We start from the raw sequence: 18,543 nt of genomic DNA, 5'->3' as shown, positions 1-18,543 counted from the left end.
CCGAATAAACTAATGCTCACCTTCTCTTTTACGCAACGAGCCGTTATTGGCATTGTGGTAAGTATCGCTTGGAGCGTGCCTGGCGCTTTTGCCGAGGACACACCCATTGCCGATATTACGACGCCAATCGTGAGCCCCTATGATAGCCGCGACTATCGTGTACTTACCCTGGAAAACGGTCTGAGTGCTTTACTGGTCAGTGATCCTGAGGCAGATAAAGCCGCCGCTTCCATGAACGTACGTGTCGGCAGCGCCCAGGATCCTGACGACCTGCAGGGGCTGGCGCACTTTCTGGAGCATATGCTGTTCCTGGGCACAGAACCCTATCCTGAGTCCGATGCGTATCAGCGCTATATTTCAGATAACGCCGGTTCCCATAACGCGTTTACAGCACAGCAGGACACCAACTACTTTTTTGACATCGAACCCTCCGCCCTACCGGGCGCACTGGACCGCTTTAGTGAGTTTTTCCTGTCACCACTCTTTAATGCCGACCACCTGGAAAGTGAGCGTAACATCGTTCATTCCGAGTATATGGCCCGCATCCGCGATGAGTCGCGCCGCGAAAACGATGTGCTGAACCAACTACTCAATCCTGAAAATGCAACGACGGGCTTTGCCGTTGGAAGCCGTGAAACCCTCGCTAACCCGCCAGAGGGAGAAGCGACCCTGCGGGAACGTGTCATCGACTTTTATCACCGTTACTATGACGCCAATGTGATGAATCTGGCTATCGTGGCCCCCCAACCCCTCGACACTCTCGAAGAGTGGGTGGTGGAACGGTTTGCGGATATTCCGGATAACGGCCTTGAGGTGCCGGTTATTGACGCGCCACTGGTGAATGCCGATACGTTGCCGCGCTATATAGAGCGTCAGTCACTGCAGGACCGCCGCCAGCTACGCTTCTATTTTCCCATCCCCGACCCTACGGACGAGTACCGTACCAAGCCGACACAACTGATTTCACACCTACTGGGTGATGAAGGCGACGGTAGCCTGCTGGCGGTATTGCGTGAAGCGGGCTTGGCAGATGCGCTCTCGGCAGGTGTTGGGCGCGGCGACGGCAAAGATGCACTGTTTACGGTTTCCATCAGCCTGACGCCGGCAGGCGCTGAGCGACTGGACGATATTGAAGCTACACTCTTTGCCGCCATTGAGCAGATACGTGACGATGGCATGGCGGCGTGGCGCTACGATGAGCAAAAGAGCCTTAGCGAGCAGGCTTTCCGCTTTCAACAGCATGGCGCACCCCAACAGGAAGCAACGCGTTTGGCAATGAGCCTATCCCGCTATCCGGTTGAAGACGTGCAGTATGCGCCTTACCGTATGGACGGTATGGATAGCGAGCGCCAACAGGTCTATCTGGATGCACTCACCCCAGATAATATGCTGCGCTTTTACTCCGCCGCAGACGTAGAGAGCGACACCCTTTCCCCTTGGTTTAACACCCAATGGAAAGAGCAGCTTTCAAGCGAGCCAGGCCGTGCACTTGGCGGGTTGGCGCTACCAGAACCAAACCCCTTTATCGCCAACGACTTAACACTACAGTCCGGCCAGGACGACCAGCCACACTTATTGGTAGAGACGCCAACGTTTACCGCCTGGCATATGCAGGATGCCCGCTTTAATACCCCAAGCGTTGAATGGCGTGTCAGCCTACAGCACCCCAGTTCCAGCTATTCAGCAGAAGAAGCCGTGCTAACGCGGTTACTGGCGAGTTGGCTGAATGATAGCCTGAATGAGTCCCTCTACCCCGCCTGGCTGGCCGGGCAATCGTTTAGTGCTTACCCACACGCACGGGGCATGACACTCTCCTTCTCCGGATGGCGTGATGGCCAAACCCCACTGATTGAGCAGGCCATTGAGCAGTTGAAAACCGCCGATATTTCTGCGAGCGCCTTTGAACGCGTGCGCTACCAGCTACAGCGGGAGTGGCGCAATGCTCCACAGGCGTCGCTTTATGGGCAGGCCAGTCGCGCCCTGGGTGAGGCACTGCTCACACCGCAGTGGTCCAATGCAGAACTGTTCAACGCCAGCCAGCGGCTGGAGCGCCAGCATTTGGAGCACTTCCGTAAACGGTTCTTGAATGGCTTGTATGTGGACGCCATGGCGGTGGGCAACCTGGATGAGGAACTGGCACGTGAACAGGCGGGCATCGTTCGTGATGCGCTGACGCCTCGCCTGACTCGAGGAGACATAGCCGAGTTAACACCCTTAGCCGTCAGCAGTGAGGCTGAAACACTTCATCCCCACAGCACCCGGGAAGAGTCACTGGTCATGCGTTACCTGCAAGGCCGTAATCAAACCGCCAAAGAGCAGGCCACTATCAGTGTGATTGCCCAGTGGCTGAATACCCCGTTCTACCAGCAACTGCGTACTGAAGAGCAGCTAGGCTATGTCGTTAATGCAGGCTACCTGCCACTGCTGGAAGCACCAGGCGTCGCACTGGTTGTTCAGTCTCCTGACACCGATAGCGATACAATCGCCGAACGCATGGATGCCTTTATGGAAATGGCTGGTGAGCGGCTTGAGCAACTAACGGATGAAGCGTTAGCACCTAATCGCCAAGCCGTACATGATCGGCTACGCCAACGAGACACCAGCCTACAGGGCATGGCTAACCGCCTCTGGCAGGCCACGGCATTGGATGATATCCGCTTTGACCGCCAAGAACAGCTGGCAAAACTAGCCCTTGAGGTAAGCATAGAGGATATCCAGTCGCTCTGGCCCTCCCTACTGTCACGCCAGTTGGACATTCGTTTTAACCCAGGCGACTCGCCTAGCAATATTGCCGCCTATCGCGAAGCGTTAGCCCCGTTGGCAAAGACGGCCGATGAACATTAAGTGATGACTGGCCGGCTCAGGCATCAAATGCCTGGGCCGGCATGATGGCCTCAACATACATCACCAATTCCTCCAGGACCTGTCTCTCACGATCCGTTAGTGATTGCTGATTATAACGTTCAATTTCCCGCGCAAAGGCTTTCAATGTAAAGCCAGCCAACGCCGGGTCATTGATACGCATCCACCGGAATGCCTCCCACTGCTTGCGCTCTTCTCCCTCCAGCGTTTCTGGATAGCTGCGAGCCCGATAGCGGAATAGCATCTCCTCCAAACGCGGGTCCTGGAAGGCAAACCGCTGCCCCACCAGAGCCCATGGATCCATTGCCCGCACCCGCTCCATCTGCTTTCGATCTGCCGCAGAAAAGAAGCTGCCGGAATAAAGCATTAAATCGGGGTCCTGGGGCGTATCCTGGTAAGCCGCGCTAAATACCTCCGCCACTTTTTGCGCCACACCGCTGGCTTCACGGAGGGTTTTCCAATGACGGCGGCATGCACTCACATCCAGCCCGAGCCGCTCGACAATCACGCCATACTCCCCTTTCTGCGGGCCCTCAACATCTTTTAACGCAGAAGCGGGAAACACCACGGGACAGCGGTTGATATGGATCACTTTAAGCGGAATGCGCGTTTCACCTTCGGAGAGGTCCTGCTGGCTGACAAACACCCGCTCACGAATCTGCTCCGCGCTCATTGTCAGCATATCGCCCGGATCAACACTTAAATCGTAAACGATGACGCCGTTAGGGTTTGTGGGGTGCTCAGCCAACGGCATGACAAGCGCACTACAACCACGACTGGCAGGATAGCGACGGGAGATATGCAAAAGCGGCTTGGCACTGGGCAAATCCAGCTGATTGGAAACTGCACGCTTACCACGCAAGCCTAATAAGTAATTAAACAGCTTTGGATTACACGCCTTTAACAAACGTGCCAGCGCAATGGTGGCACGCACATCCGCCACCGCATCATGGGCGCCCTCATGGGCAATGCCGTTGGCAGCAGTGAGGTGCTCAAGCTTAAAGCTGGGCGCGCCATCATCTCTTAACGGCCACTCAATACCAGCAGGGCGAAGCGCATAGAAAGCACGTACAACGTCAATCAGATCCCAGCGGGAGTTACCGTTTTGCCACTCACGGGCGTAAGGGTCGAGCAGGTTACGGTAAAACAGGTGGCGGGATACTTCATCATCAAAGCGCAGGCTGTTATAGCCCACAACACACGTTCCAGGCTCGCTCATATAGGTCTGAACCTGGTGTGCAAATTCTGCCTCAGGCAGCCCTTTGCGCCGGGCTTTTTGAGGCGTAATACCAGTGATGAGGCAGGCGACAGGATGCGGAAGGTAGTCGTCAGAAGGTTTGCAATAAAGCTCTATCGGTTCGCCAATTTCGTTCAGTTCGGCATCCGTTCGCAAGGCAGCAAACTGAGCGGGCCGATCCCGGCGGGGGTCAGCTCCAAAGGTCTCGTAATCATGCCAAAGAAAACTGGCAGGGGCGGCATTATGTGGCGCCATGTACTAGGTCTCCCATGAACTTACATCCCCATAAACAGGCATTCTGATGGGCATAAAAGTTCAAGCCTAGCACACCCGCGGCACCTCACGCCGCCACTCTGTCAACCTCCTTGTGCCACTTAGCTCTTGGGCAGGGTAACGTTCAGCTCAAGTACAGAGCAGTTGTCTTCGCTGTCCAAAGAGATTTGTATGGCGTCGTCATCCACGTGGACATAACGACGTATCACTTCCAGCAGTTCGCGCTCAAGCAACGGCATGTAGTCGGGCTGACCACGCTGACTGCGCTGATGCGCCACGATGATTTGCAAACGTTCTTTGGCCACCGAGGCGGATTTCTTGCGCTCACGCTTCAAGAACTCCAGCAGTTTCATCGACGACTACCCCCAAACATACGACTTAACAGACTCTTACGCTGCATTTCATGAAAACGCAGCGGCATATCTTCCCCTAACAGCCGAGAAACGGTGTCTGTATACGCCTGACCTGCATCGCTGGCTTCATCGTGGGTAACCGGTATGCCCTGGTTGGAAGCACGCAGCACTGCCTCCGATTCAGGAATCAGGCCCAGCAAGTCAATGGCAAGAATTTCGCGAATATCATCCAGGGTCAGCATGTCGCCGGATGTCACGCGGTATGGGTTATAACGGGTAATCAGCAGGTGTTCTTTAACGGGGTCCCGGCTCTGTTCCGCACGCTGGGTTTTAGAACCGAGCAAACCCAATATGCGATCAGAGTCACGCACGGACGACACTTCAGGATTGGTGACCACAATCGCCTCGTCGGCAAAGTACATCGCAAGCTGAGCGCCCCGCTCTATCCCTGCTGGCGAATCGCACAGGATAAAGTCAAAGTCCTCTTTTAGCTGCTCAAGTATCTGCTCAACACCCTCTTGGGTCAGTGCATCTTTATCACGGGTTTGCGAAGCCGGTAGAATAAATAGATTTTCTACCCGTTTATCACGGATCAATGCCTGGTTGAGGCCAGCTTCACCCTGAATAACGTTAACCAGGTCGTAAACCACCCGACGCTCACATCCCATAATAAGATCGAGGTTACGCAGCCCAACATCAAAATCAATCACCACTGTTTTTTTGCCGCGTAAAGCAAGCCCAGTCGAGATAGCGGCTGCGCTGGTAGTTTTACCGACCCCCCCTTTACCTGAGGTCACTACAATAATTTTGGCCAAGAGTCACTTCCTTCTTGAAGTCGTTCACCGCGAGCGCGTATCAACGTCGCTTCGCGCATAACGGGAACATCAATGTCATCAACACACGGCACACTGTAACGTATAGCACTTGCGGCGTCGCTACGCATGAGGCATCAACATACGCGCATGGGGATTACCCCAGTGGCTTGATTTCAAGCTGCTCTTTTTTAAAATGCACCTCTGCGGCACGGCCGAGCAGTTGCGAATCAATATCTTCCAGCCGCTTATAGTTACCCGCCACAGAAAGCAGCTCTGCCTCTAATTCACGGCAGTAAATACCTGCTTGGGTATTACCATGAATACCGGCCAGCGCGCGTCCACGCAACGCACCATAAACGTGAATACTGCCAGCGGCCAGCACTTCCGCTCCCGCATTAACCGCGCCAATAACCACCAGATCGCCCTCTGCAGCACTCACCTGCTGGCCCGAACGCACCGTTCCCCGGAACAGCCGTGTGGCTACCGCAGCACCTTCCGGCAGCGACGGTTCTGCCGTTTCATTTGCCGCTTCAGGTTCAGTGGTACGGCTAACGCTCTCCAGCATTCTGGCCCGCCCCTCCTCCACGGGTGCAAACCACCCCAGCCCCAATGCCCATGCCGACTGGCGCACTGGTTCAGCACCCCCGCGTACCGCCACGGGCAGCAGTTTGTGGTCACGGCACACAGCACAAATGCGCTCCAGCGCCAGGTGAGGCTCATCGAGTTTTTCCACGCTCAGCACAACCGGTGTATGCTGAAAGAAAGCGGGGGATTGCGATAATTTGCCAGCCAGCTGACGCCGTATATGCTCAGGGTCAGCACTGCTTAACTCCATGACGGTCATTGGCAGCATGCCGCCCTTGAAGGTGAAGGCTATGTCGGCACTATCGGCATTGAGGCTCATGGCCGAACTCCATGTCATGTTCAGGTAAGATATAAGGTAGCGCAATCTCGCGCCTTGCGTTGTAAAGCACCATCATTAATCGCAACGCATATTGCAAAGCTAAGCGACAGCGCCGGTGACTGCAACTGCTGATACACCGACGACTGATTTTTTTCACGCTACGCACCTCTCAGCAGGATGATCAATGCACGGACTGTTAAGACGCCTGTTCGCTCCTCGGTGGCAACACCCCGATCCCGAGGTGCGGCGTAAGGCACTCAATCAGCTAGACCCACAACAACCAGAACAGCGGGATGCGTTAACCGCCTTGGCTCAGGATAGTGATAGCAATATCCAACTGGCAGCTCTGTTAGCCCTGGACGATATCACCGGGCTTTTGGATGGCTATGCGAGATACCCGAAAAATGAGGCATGGTTTAACGCAATCTGCCAGCGTTTGACCGGTGCAGAAGGCCATATAGACCTGCGCCAGCGCCAGGAGATGGTAGCTGAGTTGTCGGAACCCCGGCTACTAAACGCTATTGCTCAGCAAGGAGACAATCTCAACCTGCGTCTATCCGCCCTCGAACAACTAAGCAATGACAACGACTTGATCCACCAGGCCTGCCACAACGGTGTGGCCGCCGTACGCCACCAGGCAGCTCAGCGCATTGAAGACGAAGAGAGCCTCAAGCGGCTGCTAAAGGAGGCGCGCCGGGATCGGCAGGTAATGCGTTTGGCTCGGGAAAAACTAACCCAGCTGCGTAATGATGCCGAGTGGCTTCATCAACAGCAATCACAACGTGAGCACCTCTTAAGCCAGTTGGAGCAGCATGCTAAAGCCCCCTGGGAGCCACTCTATGGTGGGCGTTTCCGCCACTTGGAGCGCGAGTGGCAGAACCTGAGCCACCCTCCCAGTGTTGAGCAGGAGCAGCGCTTCCACCAGGCGATGCGGGGCTGTCGCAAAACGCTCCATGACCATGAAGCCAGGGAACAGGCACATCAGCAAAGTCTGGTGCGGCGCGCAGAGGTAGAGAGCAGCCGTGATAAATTGCTGGAAGGATTAGAAGAAACGCTGAACGGCTTGTCCCATGCTGCGGAATTAACCGTTCAGGATATCGACAGCCTGCATGCACAACGCCAACTTCTGGGTCAACGCTGGCAGTCGCTGTCAGATCAACACCCTCCCAGCGAGCCAATGCAACAACGTTACTCACAGGCACTGGCCAGTTATGAGCGCTGTATGGAAGCCTGGCAACGCTGGCAAACAATTGAAACACCGCTTGAAAACGCCCTGGCCCATCATGACTACCCCACCATCACCGCACTGATGAAGCAGTGCTCCTGGCCAACGGAGTTAGCCCTTCCTGCGCTTTTAAAACGCTCCCAGGCAGTGCTCAGCGTTGACGTCACGGAAGTACCGCAACAGTCCTCTTCCCTTAGCTCCTTTAGCGCAGAGCTTGATAATTTTGAGCATCTGTTAGAGCGAGGGGAGTTTAAAAGTGCCAGCCGCCTGCACCAACGCCTTAAACCTTCGCTTGAAGCACTCACCACGCCAGACGCCAAACCCCATAAAGCGCGTCTTAAGCATCTCGGAGCACGGCTGGCGGAACTACGCGACTGGCGGGGATTTGTAGCAGGCCCCAAACGTGAGCAGCTGTGCGCCAGTATTGAGGCGCTGGCAGATGATCAGCACATGGCCGACGCGGCAGTTGATCGCCACCACCGCCAGTTAGTCAAAGAGTGGAAAGCCCTTGGCGATGCCGCCGCAAACCGTGAACAATCAGCACGTTTCCGCGCCGCTTCGGACCGTATTCATGCACGCCTGGTGCCCTGGCGCGAGCAGCTCAATCAAGAGCGTGAAGAGAATCTGCGCAGCCGTGAGCTTCTTTGTGAACAACTGGAATCTCTGCTTGACCAGCCCGCTGACGATGCCGACCCCGACATGCTGCGGGAAATCCGCGACAAGGCTCGCCAACAATGGCGCCACTACAGCCCGGTTCCCCGTGAACAGTCCGAAACGGTGGGCAGGCGTTTTGGCAAAATTCGCCACCGCCTGCAAGCACTCATTGACCAACGCGCCGAGCAAATTAGTCATCAAAAACGTGCGCTGATTGAGCAAGTGCAGATACTGCAAAACGATACGGAACAGCCACTCGCGAAGCGTATTGCACAAACCAAGCAATTGCAGCAGCAGTGGCGCCAACTCGGTCGGGCTCCCAAAGGAGAAGAGCAAATATTATGGAAGACCTTTCGCCATGCCTGCGATCAACTATTTGCCCAACGTGATGCGCATAAAAGCGAGCAGGCAGCGCGTCAGCAGCAGCAAATGGACGATATGCAGGCGCTCATTGAGCAAATGGATAGCTGGCAGCCCACCCAGGCCAGCGAGTCTGCCACGCTCGATGAATATCTCAGGCAAGTCAACCAGCTAGAGCCTCTCCCACGCAACCGGCGCAGCGATGGTATGCAACGGCGCCTAAGCGGTATTGTGCGTACCAGGCGAGAACGCTTAAGCCGACTGGCCGTCGCGGATACGGTACAACAGTGGCACGCCATTTTATCAACCGTAAACGCTCACCTCGCCGCTGACCAGCAAGCCCTGGCAGGTGGAACCGCACAGAGCGTGGATGCCGCTGAAGCATTGCCTGCTGCCTTTATCGATGCTCATCAGCAACGCAATCACAATCGTCTGACCACCCCCATGCCACTCACTGCTGAACAAACGAGGGCACTGGAGGATGATCTTGCACGCATGCGGGTACATCTTTCTCTTCTGGCACTCGGCAGCGTAAAACAGCGTGATGAGCCATTACGGCTGGCAATTCAGGTAGAGCGCTTAAACGAGGGGCTGCGTAGCGAGCGCAGTCGGGCTGATGAAATTGTTGATATCCTGGCATCACTTCTGGCCCTGGGCCCACTGCCCACTGCACTGTGGGAAAAGGAAGTGGATGAACTGGATAGCTTACTAAGCCGTTTGGCACAGGTACCACAACCCTGATTGCGCCAATATCCCCCAACGGCAGCGGGAGGCACCTAGCCTCCCGTTTGCATCTCTTCTCATAGGGATGAAACTCGTTAACGTTGCCTCAGAGTGCAACCTTTATCCCATGAACTGGCCACCGTTGATATCAATATTGGCGCCAGTAATAAACCCGGATTCCTTATCCGCCAGGAACGTCACTAAGCGACCAATCTCCTCCGGCGTGCCGTAACGTTTCACAGGAATGGTTTCACGTATGGCTTCCCTGACCTGCTCGGGAATTTTCATAATCATATCGGTGGCAATGTAGCCCGGCGAAACGGTATTAACCGTAATACCTTTGGTTGCCGTCTCCTGAGCAAGCGACATCGTCAACCCATGCATCCCGGCTTTGGCAGCCGAATAGTTCACTTGACCAAACTGCCCTTTACGGCCATTGATGGATGAAATATTAATAATTCGCCCGTAACCATGCTCCAGCATTATTTCGATAACGCTGCGGCAGGTATTAAAGACACTATTGAGATTGGTGTCGATGACTTCATACCACTGTTCATACGACATCTTTTTCATCGTGCCATCACGCGTAATGCCAGCACAATTGACCAACACACTGATTGGCCCATATTTCTCTTGAATGTCCTGGGCTCCTTCAAGGCAGGCATTGTGGTCGGAAAGGTCAACACCCGATAGCGCGATGTTGCTGTAGCCGTCGACTTGCTGGGTTTCCAGCCAGGCTTTAGCCTTGTCGGGATTACGATATCCCGCCACGACAAAATGACCCGCATCCGCCAACGAGCGACAAATTGCTGTTCCGATTCCTCCAGTTCCACCAGTTACCCAGGCGACGGGGGCTTGATTGACCATTGATTACCTCCCTGATATGACAAGCGGCTTGGACTGTAAGCACTGTTATGGCGTCGTAAGCCACTCTTGAAAAGGCGCCTTAGCGCTGCTATCACTAACAGTACCCCGCTTGTATCGTGCGACATACTGAACCGTAAGCTTTTTATTGTCTCTATTGAAAGCATAGCTTTACTCTCTCAATGTTGCAGCACGATGAAGCGTTCTACTAGCACAGCAACGTTTATCTTAAGGGTTGACTTGCCGTCAAAAATGCGTAGAATACGCCACACGTTGATGCGGGGTGGAGCAGTTTGGTAGCTCGTCGGGCTCATAACCCGAAGGTCATCGGTTCAAATCCGGTCCCCGCTACCAATATTTTGAAAGGCAGATCAGTTACTTACTGATCTGCCTTTTTTTGTGTCCACTTGCCTAATAACCGATACCCCCATAGCCCGGCAACTAACCAGGCTATTGCCTCACGGTGATGACATGGCATTTCGCCAGGTGGCTTACCTTGTGGGAAACACTGCCAATAACAACGCCCCCCCAATCGCTTAGTCCCCGGCTGCCCATCACAATCGTATCGACGCCAATCTCATTGGCGGTATCGAGAATCACCCGCACCGGATCACCTTGGGTAAGTTTTACTTCAACCTGTTGCGCACCTTGCTCTTGCGCTGCCTTAGCCGCCTGCATCAGCATCTGCTCGCCCGCTTTCTCACGCTCAGAGAGAGTGGCTTCAGCATTCACAGCACCAACACCCCATACCAGCGTAGTTGTATATGTAAGTGCCTCAGGTATATGCAACAAATAAAGTGTTGATGCATTTTTACTCAGCAGTTTACAAGCGACTAACAAAGCTTGTTTAGCATGTTCAGAGCCATCGACTGGAACTAGAATGCGCGTGTACATAGCTGATTCACTCCTCTTAATTGTGTCTTTGTTACTAAAGTCTTAGACAATATTTAGCTTTAAAACGTCTAAATACTGGTAGCGTTGTAACGCTTATTTAACTGACCTAAAAAGACCCGGAATACATTGCAAAAAGATACCGGGACAAACGTCGCGTTAAACAATGTTAATAACATCAGAATGTTGCCAGCTTGAAAGCAATGGAATGACAAATCCAATACCCTTTTAGCAGCCAATTATACCCTGGAGGTATCATGGAACTACGCCACCTCAGATACTTCTGTATTGTTGCAGAAGAGCTTAATTTTACTTGCGCTGCAGAACGTTTACATATGTCGCAGCCTCCATTATCACGCCAGATTAAGCAATTAGAACAAGAAGTGGGTGCCGAGCTGTTTGAGCGAAGTTCCCGGGGATTACGCCTAACCCCTTCCGGTGTGTTTTTCCAACAACACGCTCTACAGATATTGGAAAAAGCGGAGGCCACCATTGAGGCGACACGGCGCATGGCGCGCAGCAAACGTGCGCTATTCGGCATTGGCTTTGTACCTTCCGTATTTTACGGGCAGCTTCCAATGCTGGTGCGTGACTTACGCCAAATGGACAACGTTGAACTTGCACTGGCAGAGCTGACAACGGTACAACAAATTCAAGCCCTTAAAGCAGGCCGCATCGACATGGGCTTCGGGCGTTTACGCATTGATGACCCGGATGTTGAACAAGAGATTCTCTTCGATGAACCATTAATTGCCGCTTTACCTTGTGGTCATCCGCTAGAAGGCACCACCCCCAGCTGCGAAGAGCTGGCTCGCTATCCCCTGATTCTTTTCCCCGCCAAACCACGCCCTAGCCTCGCCGATATGGTACTGGGTATTTTCCGCCGCCAAAGCTTAAAGGTCGATGTGGTGCAGGAGGCTAACGAGGTTCAGACAGCACTTAGCCTTGTGGCTTCAGGCATTGGCATTACGCTGGTTCCTGAGCAGGTAAAACGCGTCCAGCGCGATGGCATTACCTACGTCGCCCTGGCAGATAAGAGTATTACTTCACCGGTGGTCTGCAGCCGACGGCGCGGCGAAAAGCCTTCTCCCATCATGCAGGAAGCCAATACTATTTTGGAAGTCCTCGTCGAAAACCGCCGCACTGGACGCTACCCCTAGCATTATGTCAGACCAAAGAACCGCCACGAGGCAACGGCTCTTCATGACTCACACGACAGTCGTTACTCTTGTTATTGGTTTTTACGCTTAAGTGAGGGAAAACGCCGGTGCAGAAGGTGATAAGCCAGCGCCCCCACAACCACTCCCCAAAAGGCGGAACCGAGCCCTAAAAAAGTGACGCCCGATGCGGTGGCAATGAACGTCATCACAGAGGCTTCCAGGTGGCTCTTTTCGGCAGCAAACGCACTGATATTGCTGATGATGGCCCCAATCAGCGCCAACCCTGCCAATATTGCAACGAACTCCCCAGGTAGCGAGGTAAATAGCGCCACAATGGTACCGGCAAAGGTACCGCCAATCAGGTAGAAGACTCCGTTCGCCACACCCGCAACATAGCGCTTGCCAGGGTCTTCGTGTGCTTCTTTGCTGGTGCAGATTGCTGCGGTAATCGCTGCGATCACCGTGGTGATGCCTCCGAAAAAGGCCGTGATAAACGACGTCAGACCCGCCACAGTAACAATCGGTTTGGCCGGGGTTGTGTAGCCAGCTGTGCGCAGAATTGCCATGCCAGGTAAAAACTGCCCCGTCAGGCTGACCAGCACGAGTGGAATAGCCAGGCTCAAGGTCGCGTTCCATGTCCACTCCGGGCGGATGAACTGTGGCTCGGCAAGCTGAAGAGAAACGCCCTCCAAGCTGGCGCCTTCCAAACCAACCGCTAAGGTGACACCAGTGACCAGCAACAGCACCAGACTATAGCGCGGAGTTAATCGCTTAAAGACGAGATAAGCGATAATCATACCAATCGCCAGCGCAGGCACGCTCTCCAGGGAGACAAAGACACCCACGCCAAATTGGAAGAGAATGCCTGCCATCATTGCACTGGCAATGCCTGGTGGAATCATCTGAATGATGCGGTCAAAAGAGCCTGTGATACCGATAATAAAAATAATCACCGCGGCCGTTAGGTAGGCGCCCACTGCTTCATTGAGTGACAACCCTGGAAACAGGGTCACTAAGAGTGCAGTGCCGGGCGCTGACCAGGCGGTCACCACCGGCACTTTTAACCATAGGCTAAGTAATATCCCCGAGATGGCGGCACCGATGGAGATACCCCAGACCCAGGACGTCATCATCGCATTCGATATTTCGGCGCTCAGAGCCGCCTGGAAAAAGATGGCGAGTGGGCCAGAGTACGAGACCAACACTGCCACAAAGCCAGCGGTGACCGCGGGAATCGACAGGTCCTTTTGAAACTGCTTATGAAACTGCATGCAACACATTCCCAATGTCGTTGAATTTAGCCGTTAATCCTTGCCGACGTTGTATTAGGCGACGCCAAGATAGGTTTCCAGAATGGTAGGGTCGCTTTTTAGCCCTTGCGAATCACCGCTATAGACCACTTCACCCTTAACCAGTAACAGATGTTTTTCAGCGATACCCAGCAGGTTATCGATATTTTTATCGACAATAATGGTAGAAATACCGGTCGCCTTAATCTCACGGACGATCTTCCAAATCTCGTCTCGAATCAGTGGCGCGAGACCTTCCGTAGCCTCATCAAGAATCATCAGATCAGGATTCGTGGTGAGTGCTCGGCCAATAGAGAGCATCTGCTGCTCACCGCCCGAAAGGAAGGAGCCATCATGATTGATACGTTGGCCCAACCGGGGGAACGTATCCAAAACACGCTCTAGCGTCCACGGGGTTTCTCCTCGCTCGTTAGGACGCGCGGCCATAATGAGATGCTCACGCACACTGATACCAGGAAAAATGCCACGCCCTTCCGGCACGTAACCAATCCCTTGACGAATCAGTTGCCAAGGGCGTCGTTTCGTTGCGGGGATGCCTTTAATAAAGACCTCGCCACGGCGCGGAGGAACAAAGCCGAGTATCGACTTCAGCGTGGTAGTCTTACCCATTCCGTTACGCCCCAACAGGCTTAGCGTCTCACCAGGCATCAGCGTCAGATTCACGCCATGCAGAATATGGCTCTCACCGTAGTAAGTATGCAGTCCACGCGCATCAATTAAGGGAGTCATCGATTTCTCTGCAGTCATGCGGTTGCCTCTTCATCATGACGCCCCAGGTAGACATCGCGTACCTTATCGCTGGTGCGTATCTGTTCAGCCGGACCACTCTCCAAGACACAGCCATCAACCATCACGGTGATGCGATCGGCCAGACGAAACACTGAGTCCATATCGTGCTCAATCAGTACCAGCGTGTACCGGTCCGTCAGGCTGGCAAGCAACTCGGTTACTTGAGCCGTCTCTTCACGCCCCATACCCGCCATCGGCTCATCAAGCAGCATGAGTGAAGGCGCCGTCGCCAGCACCATAGCGATCTGCAGTTGGCGCTGCTCGCCATAGCTCATATCAGCGGCTGCCGTATAAGCCCGGTGAGTTAATTGGCAGGTGTGCAACGACTCCAGCGCTCGCTCACTTACCTCGCGAGCCTGGTGGCGGGAGCGCCAACTGCCAAAAACGCCGCCCATATGTATACGCGCAGCAAGCTCACAGTTCTGCAGGCAATTAAGACGTGGAAAAATGTTGGTCTTCTGATGACTGCGGCCAATCCCCATACGCGCTATCTGCCGCGCGCTTTTGCCCTGAATCGGCTGACTGCGATAAAGCACCTGGCCTTCAGAAGGTGGAATTTCACCGGAGAGCAAATTAATCAGAGTGCTTTTACCAGCCCCATTAGGGCCTAAAATAGCGTGTATTTCATTGATCTTAATATCAAAAGTAACGTCGTTGACCGCCACTAAACCACCGAAACAGCGGGTTAATCCATGAGTGGCTAATATGATTTCATTGCGCATCACTCAGCCCTCCTTACTTTGGGTGACGGGTTGAGCAGTGGCAGACACATTTGCCTCTTCAGGTAGGGTTTCAGCTGTCGTTTGAGGCTTGCGTTGCCAGGGGGGTGAGATAATCAAACCCGCAATACCACGCGGCAGCACTAATACAGCGGCAATGATGGTCAGCCCCATCAGTATCGGCCAGTGAGCCGTCATATGCTCGTAGGTAAAGAGCAGAATCTCGTAGGCAAAGGCACCTAGAATAGGGCCAAAAATAGTCCCCATTCCCCCAAAAATCAGCATCATTAACACCTCACCCGAGGTGTGCCAGCCAAGTTGGGACGGGTTTGCAAAGCCATACTGCATGGCTGCTAACATACCGGCGATGGACGCCATGACGCCTGAGATGACAAAAGCGATCAGTTTATAACCACCGGTTGCGTAGCCTAATGCCTGCATACGGTGCTCATTGTCATGAATACCGTCGAGCACCTGTCCGAAGTACGAACGTGTCAGCCAGCGTAAGAAGAGATAACCGATCAGCAGCATACCCAGGCAGAAGTAAAAAAAGCTGTAGGGGTTATCAAGGTCCAACAATGTGTTTTCCCCTATCGCCAAACTTGGCCGGAACATAATGAACACCCCGTCGGTTCCACCCGCAAACCGGGAGGTGCTAACGAAGTAATAAAGCATCTGGCCAAACGCCAGGGTCGTCATAATAAAGAAGATGCCTTTAGTGCGGATCACCAGCACGCCGATTAACAATCCGACAAGGGCAGAGATGCCCATCACCAAAGGCAGCATCCACCACATTGACGCGGGACTAAAGTCGGGGCTGGCCCATGCCAGTGTATAAGCCCCCAGACCGAAGAACAGCGCATGGCCCAGGCTTACCAAGCCCACAACGCCCACCAGCAGATCCAGGCTCATTGCAAACAATGCAAGGATCAGCATGAAGGTCAGTTTTTCCAACATAAAATTGGCTTGGCTACCAAAAACAGCCTCTCCCCACAGAGGAAAAGTTGCCACTAAAGCTGTCAATACCAGCATGATGATCGCGACGCGCTTGGGATATCTATGCAACATTTTTATTCTCCTCACGCGAACAGGCCGCGTGGTTTCACTAACAACACCGCCGCCATAATCAGATAGATCACCATACTGGCGAGACTCGGTATCAGTACGGAACCAAATGTGGTGGCCATACCAATAATAATGGCGCCCCAAAATGCTCCTTTAATAGAACCGATACCACCGATGACCACGACCACAAAACACGTAATAAGAATGCTGTCGCCCATGCCAGGGGCGATAGACGTCAGCGGTGCGGCGATCATCCCGGCAAAGGCGGTTAACGCAACCCCAGCACTGAAAATCAGCGTAAAGAGGGTGCGTACATTGATGCCTAAGCCTTCCACCATGTCGCGATTGACCGCTCCTGCGCGGATGACGATGCCCAGACGGGTATGGCGGATCACCCAATAAATGATTCCAGCCAAAACCAAACAGACACCCATCACAAACAGCCGGTAAACCGAATAGCGAAGGTTGTCAGTCAGTTGAATGCTGGAATCAAACGGTGCAGGTATGGGTACGCTGTGCACATTGCCGCCCCAAATAATGCGCTGCGCTTCGTTGAGCACTAAAATCATGCCAAAGGTCAGCAGGACCTGATAAAGGTGGTCGCGCTTGTAAAGCGTATCAAGAAACAGACGCTCGATAACCAGCCCCAGTGCCGTCGCAATTGGAATAGCAATCACAATGGCCAGCCAAAAATTACCCAGCCGCATGGTCAGGTCATAGACCAGGTAAGCACCAATCATATACATGGCGCCGTGCGCCAGATTGATGATCCCCATAATGCCGAAGATCAAGGTCAAGCCACTGGCAATCAAAAAGAGCAGCAGGCCATACTGCAGGCCGTTAAGCAGCTGCACGCTGAAAAATGCGAGATCCATAAGGCCCCTCCGAGAATCATCATGAGGGGCGAGCCATACCCGCCCCAGAGAGCTTAAAGACGCCGTTACATCTGGCAGGCTTCATCGGGTACTTCTAGATTCTCGGCAGCGATAGCGACTACTTCGTGCTTACCGTCTCGTATCTCGCGCAGGTAGATATTTTGAATGGGGTGGTGGGAATCAGAAAAACTCAAAGGGCCACGTGGACTTTCCAACTGAACATTGGCTAATACATCTATCAACCGTTCCTGGTCTGACGTATCTCCACCTAATACAGAGAGCGCTTGAACCAGCATCATGCCCGTATCGTAGCCTTGTACCGCATAGGTATCAGGCATTTCACCGTAAGCACTTTCATAGGCGGCAACAAATGCCTGGTTCGCCTCGTTCTCAAGCGTTTCTGCATAGTGCAGCGTGGTCATCACGCCCTCGCCTGCATTGCCTAACGCGGCCAAATTACCTTCGGTAAGAAATCCCGAGCCTAACAGCGGTATACTCTCGTTCAAGCCTGCCGACGCATAATCCCGCACAAACCCCACACCGCCCCCGCCAGCAAAGAAGGTGTAAACAGCGTCTGGTGAAAGGCTGGCAATTTGAGTCAGATAACTTTGGAATTCAGTACTGGGGAACGGCACCAGGATTTGTTCGATGATCTCACCACCCTCAGCGGTAAAGGCCTCTTCAAACCCGGCAAGGTCTTCTTTTCCACCCGCGTAGTCCCATGTGATGGTCACTACCCTGCGATGCCCCTGGTCGTAGGCCACCTTGCCCATTGGATAGCTGTCTTGCCACATGCTGAACGAGGTACGGAAAACGTTTGGCATGCACAGCTCATTCGTCGCGGCCCCCAGCCCCGCATTCGGAATGATCATTATCGCACCGGTCTGTTGGGCAACTCGCAGCATGCCCATTGCCACACCGGAGTGCACTGGCCCGATAACGAAATCAACTTCGTCCCGATTAACGAGACGGCTCATATTTTGTGGCGCTTTGGAGGGATCAGCCTCTGAATCCAGTAGGATGTACTCCACTTCACGGCCACCCAACTGGCCGCCTTCCTGTTCAATGGCAAGCTTCAGGCCATTCGTGATGGCTTCACCAAGCGCCGTGTAAGTGCCGGAATAAGGCAACATCAGGCCCAGCTTCACTGGATCATCATTGGCTATTACGTTTGTTGTTGATACCAGAGTGGTCGCACTCAATAGTGCGGCCAGGGAGAACTTGTTAAATGTTTTCATTGTGTAGTTACCAGGGCTTCGTTGTTATTAAATTGTTTTTGGCTGCATGGTTATTGCAATAAGTGACATCCCTGTCTTATGAGAACGTATCAGACGTGATACACATCAATGACCTGATGGATATAGTCGTTATTCAACTGCACGACTTTTCTTGTGATCAGCGGATGCTGGCCCGAGACATCCAGCGTGTAGAAGCTCGTGCCGAAGAAGCTGTCGGTCTTTTGGT

Annotated in this window: 15 protein-coding genes and 1 tRNA gene; 4 read left to right on the top strand and 12 right to left on the bottom strand. The window is 53.6% G+C overall.

Annotation, left to right across the window (positions count from 1 at the left end):
• The first annotated feature begins 12 nt into the window (after nucleotides 1–12).
• Complete coding sequence (locus HP566_RS12710; RefSeq protein WP_249977660.1) at nucleotides 13–2,844, top strand: insulinase family protein; 2,832 nt, start codon at nucleotides 13–15, stop codon at nucleotides 2,842–2,844.
• A gap of 16 nt (nucleotides 2,845–2,860) precedes the next feature.
• On the opposite strand, the gene sbcB is transcribed toward HP566_RS12710, so the two are convergent.
• The 4 genes from sbcB to minC form a co-directional block, all read right to left on the bottom strand.
• Complete coding sequence (sbcB, locus tag HP566_RS12705; protein WP_249977635.1) at nucleotides 2,861–4,354, bottom strand: exodeoxyribonuclease I; 1,494 nt, start codon at nucleotides 4,352–4,354, stop codon at nucleotides 2,861–2,863.
• 119 nt (nucleotides 4,355–4,473) lie between these two features.
• Nucleotides 4,474–4,725 (bottom strand): cell division topological specificity factor MinE, encoded by a 252-nt coding sequence (gene minE / locus HP566_RS12700; protein ID WP_016915987.1) that lies wholly within the window; start codon nucleotides 4,723–4,725, stop codon nucleotides 4,474–4,476.
• Nucleotides 4,722–5,540, bottom strand: coding sequence for a septum site-determining protein MinD (gene minD, locus HP566_RS12695; protein WP_249977634.1), 819 nt, complete (start codon nucleotides 5,538–5,540; stop codon nucleotides 4,722–4,724). The genes minE and minD overlap by 4 nt, the downstream gene beginning before the upstream one ends.
• Nucleotides 5,541–5,694: 154 nt before the next feature.
• Complete coding sequence (minC, locus tag HP566_RS12690; RefSeq protein WP_249977633.1) at nucleotides 5,695–6,444, bottom strand: septum site-determining protein MinC; 750 nt, start codon at nucleotides 6,442–6,444, stop codon at nucleotides 5,695–5,697.
• A 184-nt stretch (nucleotides 6,445–6,628) separates the two neighbouring features.
• Between minC and HP566_RS12685 the strand changes: the two genes are divergently transcribed.
• Entirely contained in the window at nucleotides 6,629–9,424 is a 2,796-nt protein-coding gene (locus tag HP566_RS12685; RefSeq protein ID WP_249977632.1) for a DUF349 domain-containing protein, read from the top strand.
• 102 nt (nucleotides 9,425–9,526) lie between these two features.
• Here the strand turns inward: HP566_RS12685 and phbB are convergent, their stop codons facing one another.
• The gene (gene phbB, locus HP566_RS12680; RefSeq protein ID WP_249977631.1) at nucleotides 9,527–10,273 is read right to left on the bottom strand and encodes an acetoacetyl-CoA reductase; all 747 of its coding nucleotides are present in this window, start codon (nucleotides 10,271–10,273) and stop codon (nucleotides 9,527–9,529) included.
• A gap of 274 nt (nucleotides 10,274–10,547) precedes the next feature.
• Between phbB and HP566_RS12675 the strand changes: the two genes are divergently transcribed.
• Nucleotides 10,548–10,624: transfer RNA gene (locus HP566_RS12675), tRNA-Met, on the top strand.
• A gap of 96 nt (nucleotides 10,625–10,720) precedes the next feature.
• Here the strand turns inward: HP566_RS12675 and HP566_RS12670 are convergent.
• Nucleotides 10,721–11,164, bottom strand: coding sequence for a universal stress protein (locus HP566_RS12670; protein WP_249977630.1), 444 nt, complete (start codon nucleotides 11,162–11,164; stop codon nucleotides 10,721–10,723).
• Between the two features lie 254 nt (nucleotides 11,165–11,418).
• Here HP566_RS12670 and HP566_RS12665 point away from each other — a divergent pair, with 254 nt between their 5' ends.
• Nucleotides 11,419–12,321, top strand: a complete 903-nt coding sequence (locus HP566_RS12665; protein WP_249977629.1) for a LysR family transcriptional regulator — start codon at nucleotides 11,419–11,421, stop codon at nucleotides 12,319–12,321.
• A 71-nt stretch (nucleotides 12,322–12,392) separates the two neighbouring features.
• Here the strand turns inward: HP566_RS12665 and HP566_RS12660 are convergent, their stop codons facing one another.
• The 6 genes from HP566_RS12660 to HP566_RS12635 all read right to left on the bottom strand — a co-directional run bounded on the left by HP566_RS12660 (nucleotide 12,393) and on the right by HP566_RS12635 (nucleotide 18,317).
• The gene (locus HP566_RS12660; protein WP_249977628.1) at nucleotides 12,393–13,592 is read right to left on the bottom strand and encodes a benzoate/H(+) symporter BenE family transporter; all 1,200 of its coding nucleotides are present in this window, start codon (nucleotides 13,590–13,592) and stop codon (nucleotides 12,393–12,395) included.
• A 54-nt stretch (nucleotides 13,593–13,646) separates the two neighbouring features.
• Complete coding sequence (locus tag HP566_RS12655; protein ID WP_249977627.1) at nucleotides 13,647–14,378, bottom strand: ABC transporter ATP-binding protein; 732 nt, start codon at nucleotides 14,376–14,378, stop codon at nucleotides 13,647–13,649.
• Nucleotides 14,375–15,142, bottom strand: coding sequence for an ABC transporter ATP-binding protein (locus tag HP566_RS12650; protein ID WP_249977626.1), 768 nt, complete (start codon nucleotides 15,140–15,142; stop codon nucleotides 14,375–14,377). Before HP566_RS12650 ends, HP566_RS12655 begins: the two co-directional genes overlap by 4 nt.
• A gap of 3 nt (nucleotides 15,143–15,145) precedes the next feature.
• The gene (locus tag HP566_RS12645; RefSeq protein ID WP_249977625.1) at nucleotides 15,146–16,207 is read right to left on the bottom strand and encodes a branched-chain amino acid ABC transporter permease; all 1,062 of its coding nucleotides are present in this window, start codon (nucleotides 16,205–16,207) and stop codon (nucleotides 15,146–15,148) included.
• Nucleotides 16,208–16,218: 11 nt separating this feature from the next.
• Nucleotides 16,219–17,079, bottom strand: a complete 861-nt coding sequence (locus tag HP566_RS12640) for a branched-chain amino acid ABC transporter permease (protein ID WP_249977624.1) — start codon at nucleotides 17,077–17,079, stop codon at nucleotides 16,219–16,221.
• Between the two features lie 65 nt (nucleotides 17,080–17,144).
• Nucleotides 17,145–18,317 carry an ABC transporter substrate-binding protein gene (locus HP566_RS12635; RefSeq protein ID WP_249977623.1) on the bottom strand — a complete coding sequence of 391 codons (1,173 nt, stop codon included), beginning with the start codon at nucleotides 18,315–18,317 and terminating at the stop codon, nucleotides 17,145–17,147.
• Between the last annotated feature and the right edge of the window lie 226 nt (nucleotides 18,318–18,543).

Origin of the sequence: Vreelandella olivaria (assembly GCF_023507745.1) — a bacterium.
Taxonomy (GTDB): domain Bacteria; phylum Pseudomonadota; class Gammaproteobacteria; order Pseudomonadales; family Halomonadaceae; genus Vreelandella; species Vreelandella olivaria_A.
Note: the sequence above shows the minus strand (reverse complement) of the source record. Positions and strands in the feature narration are given on the sequence as shown.